Origin of the sequence: uncultured Roseivirga sp., from assembly GCF_963973945.1 — a bacterium.
Lineage (GTDB): Bacteria > Bacteroidota > Bacteroidia > Cytophagales > Cyclobacteriaceae > Roseivirga.
Map to the genome: position 1 here is coordinate 171,703 of NZ_CAXBBV010000009.1, position 21,148 is coordinate 192,850.

Consider the following 21,148-nt stretch of genomic DNA (forward strand, 5'->3'; position numbering starts at 1 on the left):
TTTACTCTTCTGTTTTACTTTCGTTTTGATCTCCGCCTTCAATCTCTGGTGTATCAGTTACTTCTTCCGTTTCTTCTGACTCTATCTTTTGAATCTTCTCTACAGATGAAATAGCATCACCTTCATTTAAGCGTATTAATTTAACACCTTGTGTTGCTCTTCCCATTACTCTAAGAGAATCCACTGATATTCTAATGGTAATTCCTGATTTGTTAATGATCATAAGGTCATCGCTATCGACTACCTCTTTAATGGCCACAAGGTTTCCTGTTTTTTCCGTGACATTAATGGTTTTTACACCCTTACCACCTCTTTTGGTAATTCGGTAATCATCTATTGGTGAGCGCTTCCCGTATCCGTTTTCAGACACAACTAATAGGTTAGCCTCTTCCCTGTTTACACATACCATGCCAATCACCCTGTCAGCCTCGTTTGCAAGCCTGAATGCTCTTACTCCTGCTGCTGTTCTACCCATAGGTCGGACATCGCTTTCGTGGAAGTGAATCGCTCTACCAGATTTGGCTCCAATAATAATATGATTATCACCGTTTGTGAATTTGACCTCAAGTAAGCGATCTCCTTCATTAATTGTTATGGCATTTATACCATTGGTACGTGGGCGAGAATAAGCTTCCAAAGAAGTCTTTTTAATGGTACCAAGCTCAGTACACATTACTACATAATTGTTGTTAATGTAGTCTTCATCTTTTAGGTTCTGAACATTGATTACTGCTCTAATTTTATCTCCTGGTTCAATATTGATGAGGTTTTGTACGGGACGTCCTTTGGCAGTTTTGCTGCCTTCTGGTAATTCCCATACTTTCTTCCAGAATACTTTACCAAACTCAGTGAAAATAAGCAAGTAGTCATGCGTCATTCCAGTGAATAGATATTCGGTAAAGTCATCATCTTTAGAACCTGCACCTTTAGAGCCAACTCCTCCTCTACCTTGTGTTCTATATTCTGACAGCAATGTCCTTTTAACATATCCTAAATGAGAAATAGTGATCAACATTTCTTCGTTAGGAATCATGTCTTCTGCACTGAAGTCTTCATATGAGTGTATGATATCAGTTCTGCGTTCGTCACCGTAGCGGTCTCTAATTTCGATCAACTCATTCTTGATGATTTCCATTCTAAGTTCTTCTTTTTCAAGAATTTCCTTTAGACTGGCAATCAGTTCCATTATTTCCTCATATTCCTTTTGGATCTTGTCTCTTTCCAGACCTGTCAGTCTTTGAAGACGCATTTCCAAGATGGCTTTGGCTTGAATCTCAGAAAGCTCGAACTTCTCCATCAAGCCAGTTTTGGCTATTTCAGGGTCTCTCGAGTTTCGAATCAAAGTAATAACTTCGTCAAGATGGTCTAGGGCAATAAGATAGCCTTGTAGAATATGGGCTCTTTTTTCCGCTTCGTTCAGTTCATACTGAGTTCTACGGATGACTACTTCATGCCTATGCTCTACATAGTATTTGATTAAGTCTTTGGTATTCAATGTATGTGGCCTTCCTTTAACAAGGGCCACATTATTTACACTGAAAGAAGATTGTAACTGTGTATACTTGAACAGGTTGTTCAAAACTACGTTACCAATGGCATCTTTCTTCAGCTCATAAACGATACGCATTCCATTACGATCCGACTCGTCACGTAAATCTGAAATACCTTCAATTTTCTTTTCATTAATTAGCGCAGCAGTTTTTTCGATCATGCTGGCCTTATTCACCATGTAAGGAATCTCTGTTACAATGATTCGCTCACGACCTGAAGGCATCGTTTCAATTTCTGATTTTGCCCTCAGTACAACTCTACCTCTTCCTGTTTCGAAAGCTGATTTTACACCTGTGTAGCCATAAATGGTACCTCCTGTTGGGAAATCGGGCGCAGTAATGTGCTGCATCAGTTCTTCAGAAGAGATGTCGTTATTTTCAATGTAGGCGATAGTTCCATTTACAACCTCTGTAAGGTTGTGAGGAGCCATATTAGTAGCCATACCTACTGCAATCCCAGAACTACCATTTAATAATAGGTTGGGAAGTTTACCAGGAAGAACGGATGGTTCTTTTAAAGAGTCATCAAAGTTGAACTGAAAATCTACAGTGTCTTTATTAATATCTGTTAATAATTCGTCTGCAATTCGTCTCAGTCGGGCTTCGGTATAACGCATGGCAGCTGGAGAATCTCCATCTATAGAACCAAAGTTACCTTGTCCGTCAACCAACGGGTAACGTAAAGACCAAGGCTGCGCCATACGCACCATGGTATCGTATACTGAGGAGTCACCGTGCGGGTGATACTTACCTAGCACCTCTCCTACGATTCTTGCTGATTTTTTATATGATTTGTTCCAGTTTACTCCAAGGTCTAACATACCAAAGAGTACTCTTCTATGAACGGGTTTTAAGCCGTCTCTTACATCTGGTAAAGCTCTTGAAATAATCACCGACATGGAATAGTCGATGTAGGCTCCCTTCATTTCATCTTCAATATTGATAGGGATGATTGTCTCGTTAGTTCCTTCTGCCATTTACTCTAAAAATAGTTCGAAATATAATGTGGCAAGATACTAAATTTTGTTAGAGTAAAAGGGGAATTGACATACTAAAAACGGCTGTTTTTAATCGTTTCCTCCACCATATCTTACTTTCTTCTTTTTGGTCTGACCGAACTGGCCAGTTCGTGGATTTTGAGGTTGAAATATAGACCTTCCGCGATAGATTTTACCGTTGAAAACATGCTCCATTTGTACCCGATTGGCACCATGCCTATTCCTTGGGTATGTAGGGTACTTGATAAGCGCACCAATATCTACTGTAAAAAGGCTAAGGGAATGTGATGTGCTAATGAATTCATTTGCCAAACCGTATTTTCTCATTTCAAAAGAAGGACGCAAATAAAGTTTGAAATACTTCGATACCTTCTTTTCCATGATAAAGCCCACATTGAAGAATGGGTCGTAAGTCACTAGGTCTTGATTGAGGTGAGATGATTTAGTTTTCCAGACTCCCCCACTTACATCTACCAAAAATGAGAAATCCATAAAAGTATAGGCATTATAAGTTAATGACCCGAAGAGTTTTGTAGTAGAGATTTTGGTTTGTGGTACATTAAAGTACTTCAACCTATCGTCAACTTCTTGATAATTTACAGTGTTTGTGAATTTTAATGCACCTGTACTTACTCCTAAACCAACTCGAAGAAATTCTTTGTCGGACATTACCCGTTCACCTGTAGTTTTTAACCTCAGTTTGTCGACTTTATTGAATGTAAAAGAAAGTCTTAGCGTCAATGGATTAATTCTACCGCTGTTTTTGTAAATAACTGAGGCGGTATCGGTTCTTACAATTTGGGAGTCGTCATCAATCCTATAAACGTTTACAGGTGTAAGGTCATTGAACCAATTAGAATAAGCATTGTAAGGGCCAGAAGTAGATTCTTCACCAATCGGAACGATATAAAGCTGATCTCCTCTAGGGTTACGCACCACAGATACATCTGTTAATTCATTCTCATAAAGAAAAAAACCATAGCCTTTCTCCAGTTGAAGATTGAACTTATTGAGCATTTCCCGCATGGGGCTTACCATTTTGGCCTCTTTAGGTTCGGTAGCCTCGCCTGGGGCAAAAGCTTGTACATCACTTTTTTTCTTCTTCTTAAATATTTGGGCATTCGCCTGAACAGAGGTCAAAGGTAAGAGTAGCACCAAAAGAAAGAGTAAACGTCCGTGTTTCAATATTTGAATGTTTAGACTAATAAAGGAAAACTATCTGATTTATTATTGAAGGCAAATAAAAAAGGTCGCAATCACTGCGACCTTTCTGACTTAGTATGTTAAGGTTGATTAAGGTTTCTCTGATACTAATTCTGCCATCATCGCATCAATCTTTGCTTTGGTGTCTCCACCACTGGCATATGCTTTCTTTACAGCATTATATGCTGATGCTCCCAATGAGTATTTTGCTAAGCTATTCACCACGACTCCTGCTGCATCCGTTCTGTCTTTAACTCTCTTCTGAACAATGCCATAGAATTGCTTCTCTAAATCTGAAGCATCGGCTGGTAGTTTGCTTACATCTCCTTTAGCCGCAGCATCTAATTCAGCATATCTGTTTCCATCTATCCCTTCTTGCTTTTCAATCAGATCATTAACATATGGGCTAATTTTGTCCGTGATAGCTTTCTGCGCCAACAAAATGATGGCATAGTCCTTCATGTCTTGATCTGTAATTCCTTGAGCTCTTACCGCTGTGGAAGTCAAAGTTACCATCAAGCAAACCAATAAAGCTTTCGTTAAATTTTTCATCATGTTTTCTCCTCTTAGTCGTTTAGTGTTAATTTTGATTTTACAAATAATAGTATTCGGACTAATAATACAAGAGAAAAATTGCCTAATGCAGCAATTGCCCGATATTTTTTTCGTGGCACGTGATAGTTGGTACTATTCAACGATCTTTTTAGTTTAAAAACCATAAATGCTAAATCAAACCGAATTGAAAACTAAGATTGACTTAACTTTCAGTTTTTAAGATGAATAAAGACATAATCAACCCAAATAACCCAATGAAAAAAGTTTACTATCTATCTACCTGCTCTACTTGCAAACGAATCATGGACGACTTGAATCTATCAAATTTTGAGCAGCAAGATATTAAAACCACCGCCATTACAGCCGATCAGTTAGAGCAGATGAAAGAGATGTCTGGTAGTTATGAATCGCTCTTCAGCAGAAAGGCAATGAAGTTCAGATCAATGGGCTTAAACGAAATGACTCTAGAGGAAAAGGATTACAGAAATTACATTTTGGACGAATATACTTTCCTGAAACGCCCTGTATTTATTATAGACGACCAAATCTTTGTTGGAAACAGCAAAAAGGTAGTAGAAGAATTAAAGGCCTTATTAAATTAAGGCCACTACCCTATTCTCTTCAACTCTTCTATGGTTGCCAAAGGATCAAGTGACTTAAATACGAAACTGCCTGCTACAAGTACATCTGCCCCTGCTTCCATTAATAATGGTGCATTGTTAGCGTTCACTCCTCCATCAATTTCGATCAAGGTTTTAGCATCGTTTTCTACAATGATCTCTTTGAGCTGGCGTACTTTCTTATAGGTGTTTTCGATGAACTTCTGTCCACCAAAACCAGGATTTACAGACATGATACAAACCATGTCGATGTCGCAAATGATGTCTTCTAGTAATTGAACATTTGTATGCGGATTTAAAGCCACTCCTGCTTTGCAATCTAGCGATTTAATTACTTGAAGTGTTCTATGTAAATGGTCACAAGCTTCGTAATGCACCGTAATGGTAGCCGCTCCAGCGTTTCTGAAATCTTCTAAATAACGATCTGGCTGCTCTATCATCAAATGAACATCTAAAGGCTTTTTAGCATGCTTGTAAATGGCTTCACAAACGGGTAAACCAAAAGATATATTCGGTACAAACATCCCATCCATAATGTCAATATGAATCCAGTCAGCTTGACTTTCATTTAACATTTCAACATCGCGCTGCAAGTTGGCAAAATCGGCAGCTAAAACAGATGGGGCAATTATTGGAGCATTCATGCCCCAAATATAAGGCTAATATTTTATGATCTTCTTCTTGAAACTGGTTCTTTGACCTTCGATTTTTAGAATATAGATTCCAGCAATTCTATTGGTTAGGTCTATCTGAATGCGGCTATTGCTCAATTGCGATTCAATTTTAAAACTATTAAGCTGCCTGCCATTCACATCAATTAAACTCACTTCAACCGATTCACTTAAGAAGCCATCTGGAAAAACAAGGTTAATAAAGTTATCCGAAGTTGGGTTTGGATAAGCCAGCACCTCATTTTCTAGAGGTTCAGGCATAAAGGCCAACTCATAAGCTCTTCTATAATTAGGAATACCATAGCCCAATTCATTATCTGGATTATCGAACTGATGTGCGCTCTGTCGAATTAAATCCAATAGCTCAATATTGTTTAAGTCTGGAAAGGCTTGCCAGAGACATGTGGCAAAACCAGCTAGAACTGGCCCAGAAAATGAAGTACCATTCTGAAACGCAATATTTCCAGAAGCGGTAATTACTGCCGTGCCTTGCCCTAATGCACTTACATCAGGTTTAATTCTATTGTCGGCTGAAGGGCCAAAACTACTAAAGTCGGCTCGAAAACCAGAAGCGTCTACTGCTCCAACTGACAATACATTTTCACTATCGGACGGAGCTGTGATGAAACGCCAGACCTTACTTCCTTCGTTTCCTGCACTATTGATTAGTGCAATTCCCTTGGTGGCAGCTATGTTTGATGCTTTGGTAATTACAGCAGTTTGTCCATCCATATCACTATAAGTATAACTCATAGTAGCATTATCAAAAATACTGTAACCCAGAGAAGTATTGATAATATCTACACCAGTACTATCAGCCATTTCTGCCGCAAAAAGCCAATTGTATTCTTCTACCCTGTATTCTCCAGAAGCTTCTGTAACACAGAGAATATAGCTAGCAGCTGGAGCAGCTCCAACATATACATTAGGTTGGTCTGCAGCCAGAATGGATAATACTCTTGTGCCGTGTGATTCGGTGTTTTCAATATTTGTACCGTTAGTCACATAGTTTTTCTGTGCCAAAATCCGATTGGAAGTAATCAATGGTTGCAGTGCTCCAATTTGGCTCATGTTTTGAAAACCGCCATCAAAAACTCCTATTAGCATTCCTTGACCTTCAAAGCCTTCGTTGTGCATTTGATCTATTCCCAGCATGCTGTTCTGAAAATCTGTAGCTCCTCCATTACTAAGCTTGCTGTTGTTTTCACTACCTCCTGCGTTTCCGGCAGGAATTTGACCAGGAGCTACGTACTCAACTCGCTCAACAAAGGTTAAAGCTTGAACAAGATTGATGGAAGCTGGCTGCATTTCTACCAAAACGCCATTGAACCATTTGCTACGGTGAATAGCCTCAATACCTAAGTTGTTTAGAGCATCAATGTAGGATTGATTTACAGGGAGATCGTTTTCTAAAATAGGGATATTCTGCTTTTGCCTTCGTTCAATGGCCCTTTGGGAAAGGAAAGCGCTTGGTGCATTAACAGAGTAGGATGAATTTGACTTATCGGTGAAGAAAACCATATATCGGTTTTGGGCGGAAAGCCTAAAACCAATTATGATAAACAAGACAATGAGGCTAGCTTTAATCTTCATCTATAAAACCATGAGCATAAATGGTTTCTCTATAAAAACGGCCTGATTCAATTAACTGCTGTCCAAGGCATTCTGAACGAGAACAAATTTTAACCACATTATAGAGCTTAGAAATCAAGCCAATACTATCGGCATAAACTTCTCTTCTAATATTCTTAAATGTAATACCGTCTTCATCATTTTCCTGCTCAATAGTCATTGTAGAAGTGGTTTCTAAGTCGTTGTTTACCGCAATGTTTGTGAGCACTCCAAAGTTCAAAATCTTAAACTGATCTATAGCTTTAGTATTAAAGATGTTCCCATCCCAAACGCGTTCGGCCTGCGAAGGGAATACCATTTTTACGATTGAAATGTTGTTTTCAATAGAAACAGCTCTGTCTTTTTCAATTCTAGCTGTCCAAACTGAATCTAAAACCCAAGGTTGGGTATCATTGTCGCGGGTAAGACGATGAATGATTCTTGACTCCTCTCCCTGACTATTGATAAACGACTCTCTGACTTCTTCTCGTAGCTGATAAACCAGCGTGTCGCTAATATTCACCGCTGAATATCTAATTTCTCTAACATTATATTCACGGTACTTATTTTCAACCATAAAGAAATAACTCTTCCCACGGTCGGCATCTAAAGCTGGAATTGGATCTTCACCCGTCTGACAAGATGAAAGTGCTAAGAGAACAATGAAAAAGGAAAGGCAGGCTTTTTTCCACATAGGACAAATATATCACTTCAACTCAAACGTATTACAATCGGACTCAGTATAAAAAAAATGGTACTGCAAATATAATTGCACTACCATTTTCTTAATTGACTGAACAAATATAAGCTTTTAACTGATAGATGTTCGTACTTTTTGGGTGTATTCGCGTAGCGCGGTTTTAAAATCCACATCACTAGTTTCCATTTTTTCTAGAATAAAAATGGCTGCAAAAACATGGGTCAATTGTTCACCTTCGTCATCTCCTTCAATTTCAAAATCTGGTTGAAGTTCTTCGAGTAGCGCTTCTTCGGCTGCTTTGAGCTCGTTTAGATCAACGTTTTCTACGAGTTTTTTTATTACAGGAATCTTCATTTTAATTGAGCTTTGAAATCAACTCCACAACTTGGTCTTCTTTATTTGAAGCAATCGTTTCAACTAGTTCTCCATTCTTAAAAATGGCGAAAGTAGGTAAGTTCGATACTTTACCCAGATTTCTTGCAATTGGACTTTCTTCTGCATCTACATCTAAAAACCTTACATCGGTAAAGCGATCATCGGCTGAAAGGCGTTTAAATTTTGGAGCAAAAAGCCTACAGCTACCGCACCAGCCCGCATAATACTTTACTACTACTTTTCCGTTTTCACGAATTTCGTTTTCAAAATTCGTATCGTTTGCTAATTCAACTGCCATTTTTAAATTTAATTCTTTGATAAAGTTGCTTAAAACTTAATTCAGAAACTGTCATCACAAAATAATCAGAAGCTTCTGAATTGTATGCAAAACAGCATTAATTCTATTAGTTTTGCCAACATTCTGAATTCAAACAATCTATTGATTATAGAGAACCTCAATAATTATGGCCTTAAGAACTTTTGTAAAAGTTAGTGGAATTAATAACCTCAGCGATGCGAGATATTGTGCTGGCATGGAAGTAAACCAACTTGGATTTGAAATTGAAGAAGGTGCCACTAATTATACTGATATTCAAAAATTTAAAGAGATTAGTGAATGGCTTTCTGGTGTAGAGTATGTAGGAGAAATCACTTCTAAAAACAAAGCCATTAAGGATCTTATTGAAGGCTATCAACTAGATGCTATTCAAATTGAGAATATTGATCAGATTGAAGAAGCATTGAATACGGGATTGGCAGTAAGTTTCTTGGCGCATAGCATTGAATCGACCCAAAAGGCTTGGGAGGCCTCAGGTCAAAAATTAGCCTATGTTCTTTTTGATTCTTCTGAAGTAAATGATCATGCGTTACAGGCTTTGGCCAATGAAATTCCTGTTGTTTTGGCCGCGGGCTTTGATGCTGAAACTGTTACTGAATTGGTTAAGAGCAAATTAAAAGGTATAGCCATTCAAGGAGGAAATGAGATACGCCCTGGCTACAAAGATTTTGATGAAATGGCCGATATACTGGAAGCCCTTGAAATTGACGACCTTACCGATGAGTAGTTTACTTTACTAAACGATTAAAAACTTTTTCTATATTGGTCTGAATTAACATTTGACCATGAAAAAGCTATTGTTTGTTGCTCTATTTTCTGTTTGCTACTTGGCCTGTATAGCCCAAAGCACACAATCAACTACCTTCATTCTAGTGCGTCATGCCGAAAAAGGCACGGACGACCCCCGTAATCCATCATTAAATGCTGAAGGTAAATTAAGGGCTGAAAAACTGTTAAACATGCTTTCTGATGTTGAAATTGGAGCTATTTATTCCTCGCCATATAAAAGAACCAAAGAAACGGTAACCCCTCTATCAGCTAAACTAGGGCTCGAAATTCAAGAATATAACCCTAGCAAAAACAGTTTTGCAGATGAAGCTCTAAAAAGCTACCAAGGTAAAACGGTATTGGTTTCAGGCCATTCTAATACCGTTCCGGGCTTAGCTAATTATATTTTGGGTGAAGAGAAATTCAAACAACTGGACGAAAGTGAATACGGTAAAATATTTATTCTTACTGTAGATGCTATTGGAAAGGCTAAAGTGATGGTGTTGAACTATTAATTATCTTTGCTTTTTGCATCAATAGATTTCACCTGTCGTAAGTAAATTAATCCAATTAACGAGCTAAATAACGTTATCAAGAAAAATAGCGAAGCAAAAGCTAATGCCGCATTCTTATCTAAATTGAAGAGGTCAGGAGCGGCTCCCAAAACCATTAGGCCCTCTCGTACACCAAGCCCACCGGGTAATGATATAGGAAATGCAGCAGCCACAGAAGAAGTCAAGAAGAGCGTGAAGTAGTCCAAATAACCATCGGTAACGCTCAAACTTTTCAACATGAAAAACGCACATAATACTTGTAGTAATTGCGAAACTAAAGCCTGTAGATTCGTAGTATGGTTTACCTTTTTAAAGGTGGGGAAAAGAAAATAAACAAGAACATAGTAGCAAGGATAAGAGATAATCAGCCCAACCCAAATGAGAAATCCATAGCCTTCCATTAACCCATAAGCTTCTCCACCTACAAGAGCCATAAGAAAAGTCAGGAAACCTAGCGCTACCACTCCGCAGATCCTGTCAAGCAGTGTAGCTGCAATTAAGCCTTTAATTGGAGTCTTAAACCTTTTATTGAGCAGGTATACTTTATATCCATCTCCCCCAATACCGCCAGGAAAAACCTGATTATAGAGCATTCCAACATAGTATAACTTTAGGTTAAAGCTGCTATCTAAGTTAACTTGAATAGCGCGAAAGAAATGATTAAGCCTAAATGCGGCTATTAGTTTAGATAAATTAAATGCTAAAACGGCCATAATAAGCCAACCAATATTTACTCCAAGAAGACGTTTTTTATACTCTTCTAAGTCAATTTCACCAATTACAAAGTAAATGGCAATTGCGGCTATAACGATTTGAGCGACTAACTTAAGCCACTTTTTAAGCTTCGACTTGTCCAACAAAGACTTCTTTTAAACGATAGACTTTCTTGTTTTGCGACTCATAATAAGTACGCATCATCAGTTCAGCAATAATTCCAACCGTAATAAATTGGATACCTCCTAACAATAGAATAGCACCTAATAGCAATAAAGGTCTACCCCAAATATCTTCGCCATAGCCAAATTTCACTACCAACAGGTAGATGTTAATAAGCATTCCTATAGCAAAAGTGAGTATGCCCAATCCTCCAAAAAGGTGCATTGGTTTTCTGAAATACTTTTGAAAGAAGATCATCAACATTAAATCGGCCATTACCTTGAAGGTACGATTGATTCCGTATTTCGATTCTCCGTGAATTCGGGCATGGTGATTGACATCCACCTCAGTCATTTTTGCACCTTGAAGCTTGGCCAATACGGGTATAAAACGGTGCAGTTCACCATAAAGCCCTAGGTTTTTGGCTATGTCCTTTTTATAGATTCTTAAGGAACAACCATAATCAGAAAGCCGAACATCAGTCAGGTTCCTGATCATCCAGTTTGCAATTTTGCTAGGGAATTTGCGCAGCACAAACCCATCTTGACGATTGGCACGAACACCTGCCACCACATCATATTCACCTTCTTCTAATTTGGCAAGCATTGTAGGTATATCGGCAGGGTCATTTTGAAGATCGCCATCCATTGTTACAATGTATTCGCCTTGTGCGATATCAATACCAGCAGACATAGCCGTACTCTGGCCATGATTCTTATTGAAAATCAAAAGCTTGGTACGATTGTTCGCAAAAGATTTTATGTTTTTTACTGTATTATCGGTAGAGCCGTCATCTACTAGAATTAGCTCGTAATCAATACCTTCTAAGGCTTCGTATTCCTTCTGGCATAGAGGAATAACGTTGTCTTCTTCGTTGTAAACCGTAACAACTACAGATAGCTTCATAGTGTAATTTTGTGCTTGCAAAATAAATGCTTTCAATCTTGAATACCTAACAGGACGTTAAGAGACTGAAAATGGTTCAAATCCATTCTTGATCGTTGTGGGTGCGTTCATGCACCACTTCTCCTGTATGTTGGGTAGCTGCAGGTTCAAAAAGCATTACCCATACTTCTTCTCCATGCTCAGTTCTAGGGTTATGCTCTACTCCTTTCGGTACAATAATCATTTCTCCTTCTTTAATAACCTCTGTTCTATCTCTAAATTCCATGATTAACGTACCCTTCCAAACCAAAAACATTTCATCTTCATTTTCATGGCTGTGCCAAACAAAATCATCTTTTAGTTTGGCTAGTTTAACCAGTTGACCATTGAGCTCTCCAACAATCTTTGGTGTCCAGCGTGCCGAAAACTTAGAAAATTTCTCAGAAATATTAGCTTTAGTATTTTTCATAAGCTGAAATGATTTTTAACTACGCTCTTTCTATGGAGTATATTTTTATGAGTTGATTTTTACCTCTCAGTTCCTCTTCGCCAAGCAGCTCTGGTTTGTAACCATTCTGATGACTGATTTTATGATAAAAGCATTCTGACACAAGCAACTGACGGTCATAGTGATTACACCGTTCTTGAATTCTCGAGGTAATGTTCATGGTATCTCCATGGTAGGCAATTTCTCTTTTAATTTCACCTACTTCTGCAGCAGTTACTGCTCCCTCATTTATGCCCGCCTTAAAAACAGGAACTAGTCCATATTTAGTAATGTAGCGGTTTTTACGCTTATTCAGTTGATCTTGAAACGCCCAAAAAGCTTTTATGCAAATGCTGTAATCCATATCTGGCTTAGACTTCCAACTAAGCACTACTTCATCCCCTACATATTGGTAAACCTCAGCATCGTACTCCTGAACGACCTGTAAATCAAAGAAGCAATCTTGAATAAACTGACTATATCGAATATGGCCCAATGTTTCAGCTATGGAAGTTGAACTCTTGAGGTCAATAAACATAAACACCCTGCTTTCCACACGTGGTGTATAAAAATCACCTCTTAATAAGCGCCATAGATTACCATCGCCTAAAAACAAATTCATTTGTCTTAAAACAGCCAAAAGAGAGTTAACAAAAATGGAGTAGAAGAAAACAAGTATGGAAGAAGGGTTCAGTAAAAACTCCCAAAAGCCAATGGGTTTATCAAAACCAAAAGTGAATTCAATCATGAAAAATGCCATTATAAACATTACAGACATGATCGCCACATTGCTAACCAACCCAAAAAGCTCTAAGCGCCAAAGTGGTATTCGCCTGTATAAATAGCGCTCTATCTTTATTTGAGCCAAGCCGAACATTACTCCTGCCAATGGCCCAAAAATTATGATTAAACGTAAGGCATGAACTGGCTCTGGAGTTGCAGGTGCATTTAAAGTAACCCCATATGTACGCATTACTACCCAAAAAATAATGGCAATGATCCAACCTATAACATAATCTCGTAGTATCCTTAGGTTCCTTTTGTTCATGTTAGCAATTGAGGCTGCTAAATTAAATCAGATATGTTTAAACCCAATTTATAGTTCAGCCATTTCCATTACGTGTATAAAAAATTAACGTTGATTATAGCCTATAAAACTTATTCTGTACTTATTGCCAATCGGTTGTACATTTCTAAATGTAAAAATATTAGACTCTTTATTTAATATCTTTGAATCTATGCCCCAAAGCGACAGAAGATTTAATTTGAAAGCATCACTTTTTATTGGTACTATATTTCAGCTTTTGGTTTTCTCTTGCTCAAAGTCTGATGCGGAAAATTCTGTTTCTTTAGAAGTAAAACACATTGAACTACAAAGTCCTGATGATATCATTTCTTTAAATGATTCACTCGTACCCCCTATTCTGTATTCACACATTAAAGGTATTGATACGCTCGCACTTGCCGAGAAAAAGGACAAATTTATTTCTGCTGTTTTACCAGCAATTTTGGTAGCCAAATATAGAATTGAACAGAACAGAAATAGAGTTAAAAAGCTTTTAAGGGAAGAAAATTGGTCAGAGCAAGACAGTATTTTTTATAATCGCCTTTGCTCTGAATATGGTACAGATAATCAAACGGTTTTATTGAATCGAATGGTAGTACACCCTAACAGTATTATTTTAGCCCAGGCTATTATTGAAAGCGGTTGGGGTAGTTCTAGGGTTTTTCAAGAAGCGAATAATATGTTTGGGGTGTGGTCTTACAAACCAGATGAGCCTCGAATAGCAGCAAAGTTTCAAAGAGATGGAGAAACGATTTACCTACGCAAGTATGATGATTTTGCAGATTCTATAGAAGATTATTTAAAGACAGTTGCAAGAGTGAATGCTTATCGTGAATTTAGAGCTGCAAGACTAATCACATCGGACCCTTTTAAGTTAATTACGCATCTGTCTCATTATTCCGAAAGACGGGAAGAATATGTTGTAGAGCTTTCTGCAATGATTCGTTTCAATGAGCTAACTCGGTTCGATCGCTATATAATCGATCCCTCATATATCAATTTAAGCGGCAGTACTCAATGAAAAGCATTCTCCTATTCACCTTTCTTTTTTTCACTACTACTAGTGCCTTTGCACAAAATATTCAGCATGAAGTCACATCGTTGGTTTATCACAGGTTTGGAGACGATCGATTTCCGTCTACCAACATAGCTACCGAAACGTTTGAAGAACATTTAAAATTTTTAAAGGACCAAGGTTATACTTCGTTAACGATTTCTGAAGTAGCAGATGAAGTCAATGATAGCACTTCGTCCAGAAAAAAATTAGTCGCAATTACGATTGACGATGGTTATAAAAGCTTTTATGAAAAGGGGCTCCCTTTATTGAAAAAGTATGGTTTTAAAGCCACTTTGTTTGTAAACACAAAATCCATTGGCTACACCGATTATATGTCTTGGAAAGATATAGCCGAAGCTCAAAAAGCCGGAGTGGAAATAGGAAATCATAGTCACAGTCACCCGTTTTTTTTAAGTGTATCTGAACGAGCAAGAGATAGCTTTTTTAAGCAGGAAGTGCAAGAAAGCCAAGACCTTATGAAAACCAACCTGAATTTCACCCCTAAAGTTTTTGCTTATCCTTACGGTGAACATAATGATGAAATGAGCTTTGCTTTATCTGAAATGGGTTTTAAAGCTGCTGTTGCTCAAAATTCAGGAGTAATTACAGAGTACTCTAACATCTATCAGCTACCTAGATTTCCTATGTCAGAATCTTATGGTGATTTAGATCAGTTTAAAGACAAAATGAAAATGAAAGGGCTCGCTGTAGTTAAAGCCGAAGCGGTTTCATCTGGTTATAACGGCAGCGTGGAAAAGCCAAGAATCAATATCGATTTTAATGAAGAAGGTTTATTTGTAGAGTCTATGCAATGTTTTGTACAAGGCAGCAAGTGTGCTAAATCTATGAGGATTACACGAGACGGTAAAGTGGCGCTTTCAATTAGACCTCAGACTGACTTAAAAGCAAGAAGAACCTTGTTTACTATTACTATTCCCGATTCAAAAGGAAACTGGCATTGGTACAGTTATTTATGGGTTATTCCTGAAATTCAGTGATCGAACAGTATTTTGGTTCGGCAACCGAGCAAACTTTTGTTTGCTGTCTCGGTTTTAATTAATGTATTCTTAAACTATTGAAATATGTTAACCAACATAAGCCCTAAGCTTCCGATGCGCATAAAAAGCGTAACTCAAGATTTCTATGTTTCTAAATTGGGTTTTGAAGAATTTGGAAACTATGATGGCTACCTTATGGTAAAGAAGGATCAGATTGAGATTCACTTTTTCGAATTTAAAGAGTTAGAACCAAGAGAAAATTATGGTCAAGTCTATATTAGAACCAATGATATTGAAGGCCTTTATCAGTCTTTCTTAGACAAGAAAATAGATATTCACCCTGCTGGACATTTACAGATGAAGCCATGGGGACAAAAGGAATTTGCTATTCTTGACCCCGACACTAACCTGATCACTTTTGGGCAAAGTGTTTAGTTACCACCCAACTCTTTAAGCAATTGCTTATTTGCAGGGTGCTCATTGAATTTATCAAACTCCAAGAAATAATTCCCAGGATCAAAACCAACAAACCCTGAATATTTACCTTCTTCATCGTTAGAGATACTATTCTCCTTCAGCTCAAAAGCTTTATGGCCTTGTACATAGTTAAACCAACCTTCTAGGTCGTTTACCATAAAGCCTACGTTTACAGCTTTGTCCTTCGCATAAGAATGCATTCCTCTACTCACATCTACCAAACCTATATAGCTGTCATCAGTAGCTCTATATATCTTTGTCCATACCTGATCTGCGGCCAATTCAAAGCCCATTACATTTTCATAAAAATTCTGAAGCGGCAATAAATCTTTGTAATACAGCCAAGTAACTGATGCATGAAAAGCCAAGGCTGTTTCATTATGTTTTGCTGAGGTCAATACATCATTGGTTTTAGCCAAATAAGGCACAAAGTTTTCGTTCTCTTGATGTTGCTTAAATAATTCAAATTCAAGCAAATAACCTTCTGGATCAATGGCAACAAATCCATCGTGCGGACCTCCCTCCTTTGGTTTATATGTATACTTTATCTCTACTTTTTTCTCTTGTAAATAATCATACCATTCAGCCAACTGACGGGTAAGAAAAGCCACTGCCACAGACTTGGGTTCATCAGCCGAGTGCATTCCCTTGGCGGCATCTACCAGGGTAAGAAATGATGAATTTGAAATCTTTAATAGGTTAGCATTATCGTATTCGGCCATAAGCGCCAAACCCATTACTTCAGTATAAAATTCAGTGGCCTTTTTTAAATCTTTGTAGTACAGAAATACATTACTAGCTTTTACTCCAAAATCAGAAAGTCTTCTGTAATCAGTATTGGACGCAATTTTATTGTTAATTCCCTTAGCAGAATAGCCCAGTAATCGCCCAAGCCTTCTGGCAATTTCTTGCCTTTCTGCTCCTTCATATAAACCAGATCTTTCTAGCTTTTCTCTGTCTTCCTTTAATTGAGTATAGGCACCATAACTGTTGCCTTTGTACAAAATGAGTACTTCCTTTCCTTCGGCTATTCCGCTATCAAATAAGTCAGTTTTTATCAGGTCAGCTTCACGAACTAGCTTTATTGCATACTGGTCGGCTACAGCTTTGGCCTTGGGCATAAACGCTTCCATATCGTCTATCGCCATCGGTTCACTAAAAGCGATTTGCTTTGCACCACTGTCGACCATTTCCGCAAATGCGGTTAAACTGCCCAACTCACTACTCCACTTTTCGGGTGCATTACATCCCATTAAGCAGCTTATTACCAGTATTATAACTAATGACTTAAATCTCATTTTAATATTATTTAGAGAACAAAGGTGGATGCTTTTCGTCAAAATCTGTCACATTTTGATACGCTCTGGCCAAAGCTAAAATCACTCCCTCATCATACAAATTCCCAATCAAGGTTAGGCTTGTAGGTCTGTTACGCTGATCAAAACCTGTGGGGATTGTCACTACGGGGTGTCCGGTTAGATTAGTGGTGAGTAATTGACTACCGCGGGAAGTCTGAGAAATGATTACATCATACTGCATAAACAATGTATTAACTTCTTCAATCAGTTGTCTTCTCTGTCTGTTGGCCTGTAAGTACTCAACAGCAGGAATAAAACGTGCTTGCCGTAATGAGTTGGCCCTAGAGCCTGTTGTTTGTTCTACCATGCTATCCGCATCTCCCGATCTTACTAAGTCATCGAAAAAAGCACCCGCTTCGGCACGAAGAATAATATCGAAAACATTGAATGGGTAGTCAGTCGGTAATTCAATTGCAGTAGGTGTTATTCCCATATCTTTAAACACAGCCAAAGCCGATCTGAGGTTATTTCCAGTAGCGGAAGAATCTCTATCGATGTCCCTTTTTAAATAGGCCACTCTCAGTTCGTTTGGCTTTTTTGTAGAACGATTAAAAGGCGCAGTGTTCGTAGTGGGATCTTTTGGGTCTTTACCATAAATGGCATCAAATACAATTTCACAATCTTCAGCAGAACGACACATGGGGCCGATTTTATCCATCGACCAGCTTAAGCTCATTACGCCATAGCGGCTTACTCTTCCGTAAGTAGGTCTTAAACCTGTAATGCCATTTCTTGAAGAAGGTGAAGTAATTGACCCTAAAGTTTCTGTTCCCAACGAGAAAGCGACCAAACCTGCTGATGTAGCCGAACCTGGCCCAGCAGAAGAGCCACTTGCTCCCTGATTTAAATCCCAAGGGTTTTTGGTCTTTCCTCCAAACCATACATCTCCCCTAGCCAATGAACCTGATACCAGCTTAGCAATTAGTACTGCTCCGTGGGCCTCTAGTTGTTTTACTACACTAGAAGTGTAATTGATCATTTGGTGCTCATAAGGAGCCGCTCCCCAAGTGGTAGGATAACCTTCAACAGCCATTAAATCTTTCACCCCATAAGGAATACCGTGCAGCATTCCTTTGTAATTACCTGCTGCAATTTCCTGATCAGCTTTTCTAGCTTGAGCCATCCCCAATTCTTCTGTTAGATTGATTACACTTTGGAGCTGGCCATCATATCGTTTGATGCGATCTATGTAGAGTTGAGTGAGCTCTACTGAAGTGAGTTTCCTGTTTTTTAAAAGCGAAGCCAATTGCGGAATACTATAGAAAGCAAGCTCCTCTTTATTGTTTGGTAGTGCTACATTTTCAGGAATAATAAATGGAGCGTTTGTTTGTGCTTTTGGAATTTCAAAGCCTGCTGGGTGCGGATCAAATACCATGGCAGGAAATGTCTCATTTGCCGTTTCATATGTTCTTAGGGTATCATATCCGCGCTTATTTCTACCTAAATACTGATACATGGTGTCAATAGCCGACTTCTGAAAATCTAACCCGATTAACTTTTGGCTACTACGAATATCTCTTTTGGTAAAACCATACTCGTTGGTCTTACAGCTGGCCAAAACCGCTATTAAGCAGGCTACGGCAAAAAATACAATGCTATTCTTTTTCATGTTATCGTAAAGTTAGAGATTCAACCAATAAGTCAATTTAAACACCAATGCCCTAGATTTTGATCTCCCAATATCTATAAAACTACCATCCTCGGTTGCCAAGTAGTTATCGGTATATACCAGAAAAAAGTCTGATACCGGAGCAAATCTCCATTGAATTCTTGAATTAATATTTAGGTTCTCAATTTGGCTATTGTACTGAACAAAAGTAGTCCAGAAGAGCTTTTTTGTAAACGTAAAATCGAAACGTGGCCCTATCAAAATTAAGTTGGCGTCATTATACGGATCGGGTAAACGAATGCGATTGTAGGAGAAATCTATACTGGTAAAACCAAAAGGTTGGTATCTGAAAGAGACGCTCCCTTGTAAGTTAATACGTGAGCCATTATAGTATTCGCCCGATCTGGTACTGAGGGAATAAGAAATACGCTTTCGCTGGTCTGACCTAAAGCTTGCAATTAAAAGGTGTGTGGTATATTCTGTATCGCTTGGTAGTCTCTGTCCGCCCGAGCCACTAGGATCGAATCCATTGAATAGATAGGTATACTGCTTCCTCAATCTAATGTTGACAGAAGTAGAGTTTTTCCAATACACATCGTAAAGCAAATTGACATCCCAGTCTAGCAAACCATATTCAGAATTACCTACCATATCGAAATCGAAACCAGGGCCATGCCGCTGAATTCCACTGTTATTAGGGAAAAATGAATAACGGGCAGTGCCATTGAGTTGCTTGATGTTTTGTCTTCTAACAAAGCCCACTTCAGGGTTATAATTGGCACCTACTCTTTGAGAGAATAAATTGGCCGATAATTTGGGCACACCGTATTCCAAATTAAAGCCAGCCGCATAAGCATCATTGGGTTGAACTTCGTCTATTGATTGATGATAAAAGGCTTTTCCCGACCATTTATTGTTGGCTGAAGCTAGGTTGTAATCCAAACCAGCCGTTCTGTTCCATTCCGAAAAGTTGTTCGTGTCATAATCCTCTTCATCCTGAAAAGTCTGCTTATTTACCAATAGAAAAGAAATATTCGATCGATCAAACACTTTCTGCTGTAGCGACAACACCGAGAAGTTATATGAAGGCAATCCAATGCTTTCGTCACTTCCTGCTTGCATTGAAAGAAAACCCAAACGCAAATCCTCATTCACTTTTCCACTCAGCCTTGTTCCTACAGGAATTGGGTTCTGAACATTTTGGCCTGTGTTTTCATCTCGGGCCACCCCTATTCTACGGGTGAAAAAAGGACGTGTACTGGATGTTCCGTAGTTAGAAAACAGGTCTGCATTTTCCAGAAAAAACTGTCTTCTTTCCGGAAAGAAGATTTCGAAGCGATCTAAGTTCGTCACCTGCTGGTCTACTTCTACCTGCGAGAAATCAGGGTTCACCGTTACGTCTAAGTTCAAACTTGGGGTTACCGCAAACTTTAAATCAAAGCCCGCATCAAAGCTGTTTTCGGAAAGGCTTTCGTTGACATAATTCTTTTTAGTGCCCGCTGCCAAATAAGGAATAAAGGAAATGTTGGAGCCAGGCTTTTTCGTGGGCTCATCCCAGTTCAGCGTTCGCATTGTGCCTAAATTAACAATGGAAAAATTACGCGAAATGGGCGACCAAGTCGAGCGTTCCGTATATTCACTGTCAATCCTATAGAAATTGATATTCCATTTGTCCTGGTCTTCTCTAAACCGCAATGTTTTGAAAGGAATGGCCATTTCCGCCACCCAATATCCATCATACTGTTTTACTTCTCCCCGCCACTTGTTATCCCAATCCAGACTGAAAGCACCATCTCCACTTCCCCCATTTGCAATTAGGCCTTCCCTTCTAACACCAAAAGGGTTAATACCAAAAAGCACAGCATTGGTATTGTCTTTAAATGGGTCGAAGATTACCGAAAAGGAATCGTTTGCCTCTCCTCTAAAGTCGCGCCTGAGTGATGGTGTAATATAGTCTCTGGCTCCTCTAGGGTTCTTCATTACGCCCGAAACATAAATAAACTCGTCATCATACATAATTCTTGCAGTAGTCTGTGCTACGGCCAAAGAAGTATCGTAAGGGAAATATTGTTTGAAATCATAGGCTGAATCGGCAAATGCCCAAGCCTCATCGTCTAACACTCCATCAATTACTATGGGGCTAGTCGCTCGTCTAATTTCTATTTCTTGACTAAAGGATGAAAGCCCCATAAAAAGTAAAAACAGGGCAAAAGAGATTTTGAGCATTATACAATAACTGAATTTTGAAACTAATCAGTAACCTCAATTTACACCAATGGAAAGAACCGTTTGCTCTATTATGTTTAAGCCAAGATTATGATACTCATCATTTTAATAATGGGAAAATTGAAGAACACTGTTCAAGCAAAATTTGAGTTGTTCCCTATCATTAA

21 protein-coding genes are annotated in these 21,148 nt (G+C 38.5%); 6 read left to right on the top strand and 15 right to left on the bottom strand.

Annotated elements, in window-relative coordinates; translation table 11 throughout:
- Nucleotide 1: 1 nt before the first annotated feature.
- The 3 genes from gyrA to AAC026_RS14990 all read right to left on the bottom strand — a co-directional run bounded on the left by gyrA (nt 2) and on the right by AAC026_RS14990 (nt 4,306).
- Nucleotides 2-2,527 (bottom strand): DNA gyrase subunit A, encoded by a 2,526-nt coding sequence (gyrA, locus tag AAC026_RS14980; RefSeq protein WP_339607545.1) that lies wholly within the window; start codon nt 2,525-2,527, stop codon nt 2-4.
- Nucleotides 2,528-2,617: 90 nt separating this feature from the next.
- Nucleotides 2,618-3,733 carry a hypothetical protein gene (locus AAC026_RS14985; RefSeq protein ID WP_339699623.1) on the bottom strand — a complete coding sequence of 372 codons (1,116 nt, stop codon included), beginning with the start codon at nt 3,731-3,733 and terminating at the stop codon, nt 2,618-2,620.
- A 108-nt stretch (nt 3,734-3,841) separates the two neighbouring features.
- Nucleotides 3,842-4,306 carry a hypothetical protein gene (locus tag AAC026_RS14990; RefSeq protein WP_339699626.1) on the bottom strand — a complete coding sequence of 155 codons (465 nt, stop codon included), beginning with the start codon at nt 4,304-4,306 and terminating at the stop codon, nt 3,842-3,844.
- A 221-nt stretch (nt 4,307-4,527) separates the two neighbouring features.
- Between AAC026_RS14990 and AAC026_RS14995 the strand changes: the two genes are divergently transcribed.
- Nucleotides 4,528-4,908, top strand: a complete 381-nt coding sequence (locus tag AAC026_RS14995; protein ID WP_339699629.1) for an ArsC/Spx/MgsR family protein — start codon at nt 4,528-4,530, stop codon at nt 4,906-4,908.
- Nucleotides 4,909-4,913: 5 nt separating this feature from the next.
- Here the strand turns inward: AAC026_RS14995 and rpe are convergent, their stop codons facing one another.
- The 5 genes from rpe to AAC026_RS15020 all read right to left on the bottom strand — a co-directional run bounded on the left by rpe (nt 4,914) and on the right by AAC026_RS15020 (nt 8,581).
- Complete coding sequence (gene rpe / locus AAC026_RS15000; RefSeq protein ID WP_339607541.1) at nt 4,914-5,570, bottom strand: ribulose-phosphate 3-epimerase; 657 nt, start codon at nt 5,568-5,570, stop codon at nt 4,914-4,916.
- A 15-nt stretch (nt 5,571-5,585) separates the two neighbouring features.
- Complete coding sequence (locus tag AAC026_RS15005) at nt 5,586-7,190, bottom strand: S8 family serine peptidase (protein ID WP_339699632.1); 1,605 nt, start codon at nt 7,188-7,190, stop codon at nt 5,586-5,588.
- Nucleotides 7,180-7,902: a hypothetical protein gene (locus AAC026_RS15010; protein WP_339699635.1), complete on the bottom strand. Its 723-nt coding sequence runs from the start codon at nt 7,900-7,902 to the stop codon at nt 7,180-7,182. The genes AAC026_RS15005 and AAC026_RS15010 overlap by 11 nt, the downstream gene beginning before the upstream one ends.
- Before the next feature lie 117 nt (nt 7,903-8,019).
- The gene (locus tag AAC026_RS15015; protein ID WP_339699638.1) at nt 8,020-8,262 is read right to left on the bottom strand and encodes a hypothetical protein; all 243 of its coding nucleotides are present in this window, start codon (nt 8,260-8,262) and stop codon (nt 8,020-8,022) included.
- Between the two features lies 1 nt (nt 8,263).
- Complete coding sequence (locus AAC026_RS15020; protein ID WP_339607537.1) at nt 8,264-8,581, bottom strand: thioredoxin family protein; 318 nt, start codon at nt 8,579-8,581, stop codon at nt 8,264-8,266.
- 166 nt (nt 8,582-8,747) lie between these two features.
- On the opposite strand from AAC026_RS15020, the gene AAC026_RS15025 reads away from it, so the two are divergent.
- Together AAC026_RS15025 and AAC026_RS15030 are read left to right on the top strand one after the other, a co-directional pair.
- Nucleotides 8,748-9,347: a phosphoribosylanthranilate isomerase gene (locus tag AAC026_RS15025; RefSeq protein ID WP_339699641.1), complete on the top strand. Its 600-nt coding sequence runs from the start codon at nt 8,748-8,750 to the stop codon at nt 9,345-9,347.
- A 58-nt stretch (nt 9,348-9,405) separates the two neighbouring features.
- Nucleotides 9,406-9,903: a phosphoglycerate mutase family protein gene (locus tag AAC026_RS15030; protein ID WP_339699644.1), complete on the top strand. Its 498-nt coding sequence runs from the start codon at nt 9,406-9,408 to the stop codon at nt 9,901-9,903.
- Here the strand turns inward: AAC026_RS15030 and AAC026_RS15035 are convergent.
- The 4 genes from AAC026_RS15035 to AAC026_RS15050 all read right to left on the bottom strand — a co-directional run bounded on the left by AAC026_RS15035 (nt 9,900) and on the right by AAC026_RS15050 (nt 13,238).
- Nucleotides 9,900-10,799: a lysylphosphatidylglycerol synthase transmembrane domain-containing protein gene (locus AAC026_RS15035; protein WP_339699647.1), complete on the bottom strand. Its 900-nt coding sequence runs from the start codon at nt 10,797-10,799 to the stop codon at nt 9,900-9,902. The genes AAC026_RS15030 and AAC026_RS15035 overlap by 4 nt on opposite strands.
- Entirely contained in the window at nt 10,780-11,724 is a 945-nt protein-coding gene (locus AAC026_RS15040) for a glycosyltransferase family 2 protein (RefSeq protein ID WP_339699650.1), read from the bottom strand. Before AAC026_RS15040 ends, AAC026_RS15035 begins: the two co-directional genes overlap by 20 nt.
- A gap of 76 nt (nt 11,725-11,800) precedes the next feature.
- Entirely contained in the window at nt 11,801-12,172 is a 372-nt protein-coding gene (locus tag AAC026_RS15045) for a cupin domain-containing protein (RefSeq protein ID WP_339699653.1), read from the bottom strand.
- Nucleotides 12,173-12,191: 19 nt separating this feature from the next.
- Nucleotides 12,192-13,238: an adenylate/guanylate cyclase domain-containing protein gene (locus AAC026_RS15050; RefSeq protein WP_339699656.1), complete on the bottom strand. Its 1,047-nt coding sequence runs from the start codon at nt 13,236-13,238 to the stop codon at nt 12,192-12,194.
- Nucleotides 13,239-13,455: 217 nt separating this feature from the next.
- Between AAC026_RS15050 and AAC026_RS15055 the strand changes: the two genes are divergently transcribed.
- The 3 genes from AAC026_RS15055 to AAC026_RS15065 all read left to right on the top strand — a co-directional run bounded on the left by AAC026_RS15055 (nt 13,456) and on the right by AAC026_RS15065 (nt 15,746).
- On the top strand, nt 13,456-14,277 hold the full coding sequence (locus AAC026_RS15055; protein WP_339699659.1) for a glucosaminidase domain-containing protein: 822 nt from the start codon (nt 13,456-13,458) through the stop codon (nt 14,275-14,277).
- Nucleotides 14,274-15,311 (top strand): polysaccharide deacetylase family protein, encoded by a 1,038-nt coding sequence (locus AAC026_RS15060; RefSeq protein ID WP_339699662.1) that lies wholly within the window; start codon nt 14,274-14,276, stop codon nt 15,309-15,311. The genes AAC026_RS15055 and AAC026_RS15060 overlap by 4 nt, the downstream gene beginning before the upstream one ends.
- 84 nt (nt 15,312-15,395) lie before the next feature.
- Nucleotides 15,396-15,746: a VOC family protein gene (locus tag AAC026_RS15065; protein ID WP_339699665.1), complete on the top strand. Its 351-nt coding sequence runs from the start codon at nt 15,396-15,398 to the stop codon at nt 15,744-15,746.
- Here the strand turns inward: AAC026_RS15065 and AAC026_RS15070 are convergent.
- The 3 genes from AAC026_RS15070 to AAC026_RS15080 are packed head-to-tail and all read right to left on the bottom strand — an operon-like array spanning nt 15,743 to nt 20,981.
- Nucleotides 15,743-17,086 carry a VOC family protein gene (locus tag AAC026_RS15070; protein WP_339699668.1) on the bottom strand — a complete coding sequence of 448 codons (1,344 nt, stop codon included), beginning with the start codon at nt 17,084-17,086 and terminating at the stop codon, nt 15,743-15,745. The two genes, AAC026_RS15065 and AAC026_RS15070, sit on opposite strands and share 4 nt — an antisense overlap.
- A gap of 7 nt (nt 17,087-17,093) precedes the next feature.
- The gene (locus AAC026_RS15075) at nt 17,094-18,755 is read right to left on the bottom strand and encodes an amidase (protein WP_339699670.1); all 1,662 of its coding nucleotides are present in this window, start codon (nt 18,753-18,755) and stop codon (nt 17,094-17,096) included.
- A 12-nt stretch (nt 18,756-18,767) separates the two neighbouring features.
- The gene (locus AAC026_RS15080) at nt 18,768-20,981 is read right to left on the bottom strand and encodes a DUF5916 domain-containing protein (protein ID WP_339699672.1); all 2,214 of its coding nucleotides are present in this window, start codon (nt 20,979-20,981) and stop codon (nt 18,768-18,770) included.
- Between the last annotated feature and the right edge of the window lie 167 nt (nt 20,982-21,148).

Coding starts and splice junctions, on each gene's coding strand:
- gyrA (WP_339607545.1), bottom strand. CDS start 2,527: ATGGCAGAAGGAACTAACGAGACAATCATCCCTATCAATATTGAAGAT.
- AAC026_RS14990 (WP_339699626.1), bottom strand. CDS start 4,306: ATGATGAAAAATTTAACGAAAGCTTTATTGGTTTGCTTGATGGTAACT.
- AAC026_RS14995 (WP_339699629.1), top strand. CDS start 4,528: ATGAATAAAGACATAATCAACCCAAATAACCCAATGAAAAAAGTTTAC.
- rpe (WP_339607541.1), bottom strand. CDS start 5,570: ATGAATGCTCCAATAATTGCCCCATCTGTTTTAGCTGCCGATTTTGCC.
- AAC026_RS15005 (WP_339699632.1), bottom strand. CDS start 7,190: ATGAAGATTAAAGCTAGCCTCATTGTCTTGTTTATCATAATTGGTTTT.
- AAC026_RS15010 (WP_339699635.1), bottom strand. CDS start 7,902: ATGTGGAAAAAAGCCTGCCTTTCCTTTTTCATTGTTCTCTTAGCACTT.
- AAC026_RS15015 (WP_339699638.1), bottom strand. CDS start 8,262: ATGAAGATTCCTGTAATAAAAAAACTCGTAGAAAACGTTGATCTAAAC.
- AAC026_RS15020 (WP_339607537.1), bottom strand. CDS start 8,581: ATGGCAGTTGAATTAGCAAACGATACGAATTTTGAAAACGAAATTCGT.
- AAC026_RS15025 (WP_339699641.1), top strand. CDS start 8,748: ATGGCCTTAAGAACTTTTGTAAAAGTTAGTGGAATTAATAACCTCAGC.
- AAC026_RS15030 (WP_339699644.1), top strand. CDS start 9,406: ATGAAAAAGCTATTGTTTGTTGCTCTATTTTCTGTTTGCTACTTGGCC.
- AAC026_RS15040 (WP_339699650.1), bottom strand. CDS start 11,724: ATGAAGCTATCTGTAGTTGTTACGGTTTACAACGAAGAAGACAACGTT.
- AAC026_RS15045 (WP_339699653.1), bottom strand. CDS start 12,172: ATGAAAAATACTAAAGCTAATATTTCTGAGAAATTTTCTAAGTTTTCG.
- AAC026_RS15050 (WP_339699656.1), bottom strand. CDS start 13,238: ATGAACAAAAGGAACCTAAGGATACTACGAGATTATGTTATAGGTTGG.
- AAC026_RS15060 (WP_339699662.1), top strand. CDS start 14,274: ATGAAAAGCATTCTCCTATTCACCTTTCTTTTTTTCACTACTACTAGT.
- AAC026_RS15065 (WP_339699665.1), top strand. CDS start 15,396: ATGTTAACCAACATAAGCCCTAAGCTTCCGATGCGCATAAAAAGCGTA.
- AAC026_RS15070 (WP_339699668.1), bottom strand. CDS start 17,086: ATGAGATTTAAGTCATTAGTTATAATACTGGTAATAAGCTGCTTAATG.
- AAC026_RS15075 (WP_339699670.1), bottom strand. CDS start 18,755: ATGAAAAAGAATAGCATTGTATTTTTTGCCGTAGCCTGCTTAATAGCG.
- AAC026_RS15080 (WP_339699672.1), bottom strand. CDS start 20,981: ATGCTCAAAATCTCTTTTGCCCTGTTTTTACTTTTTATGGGGCTTTCA.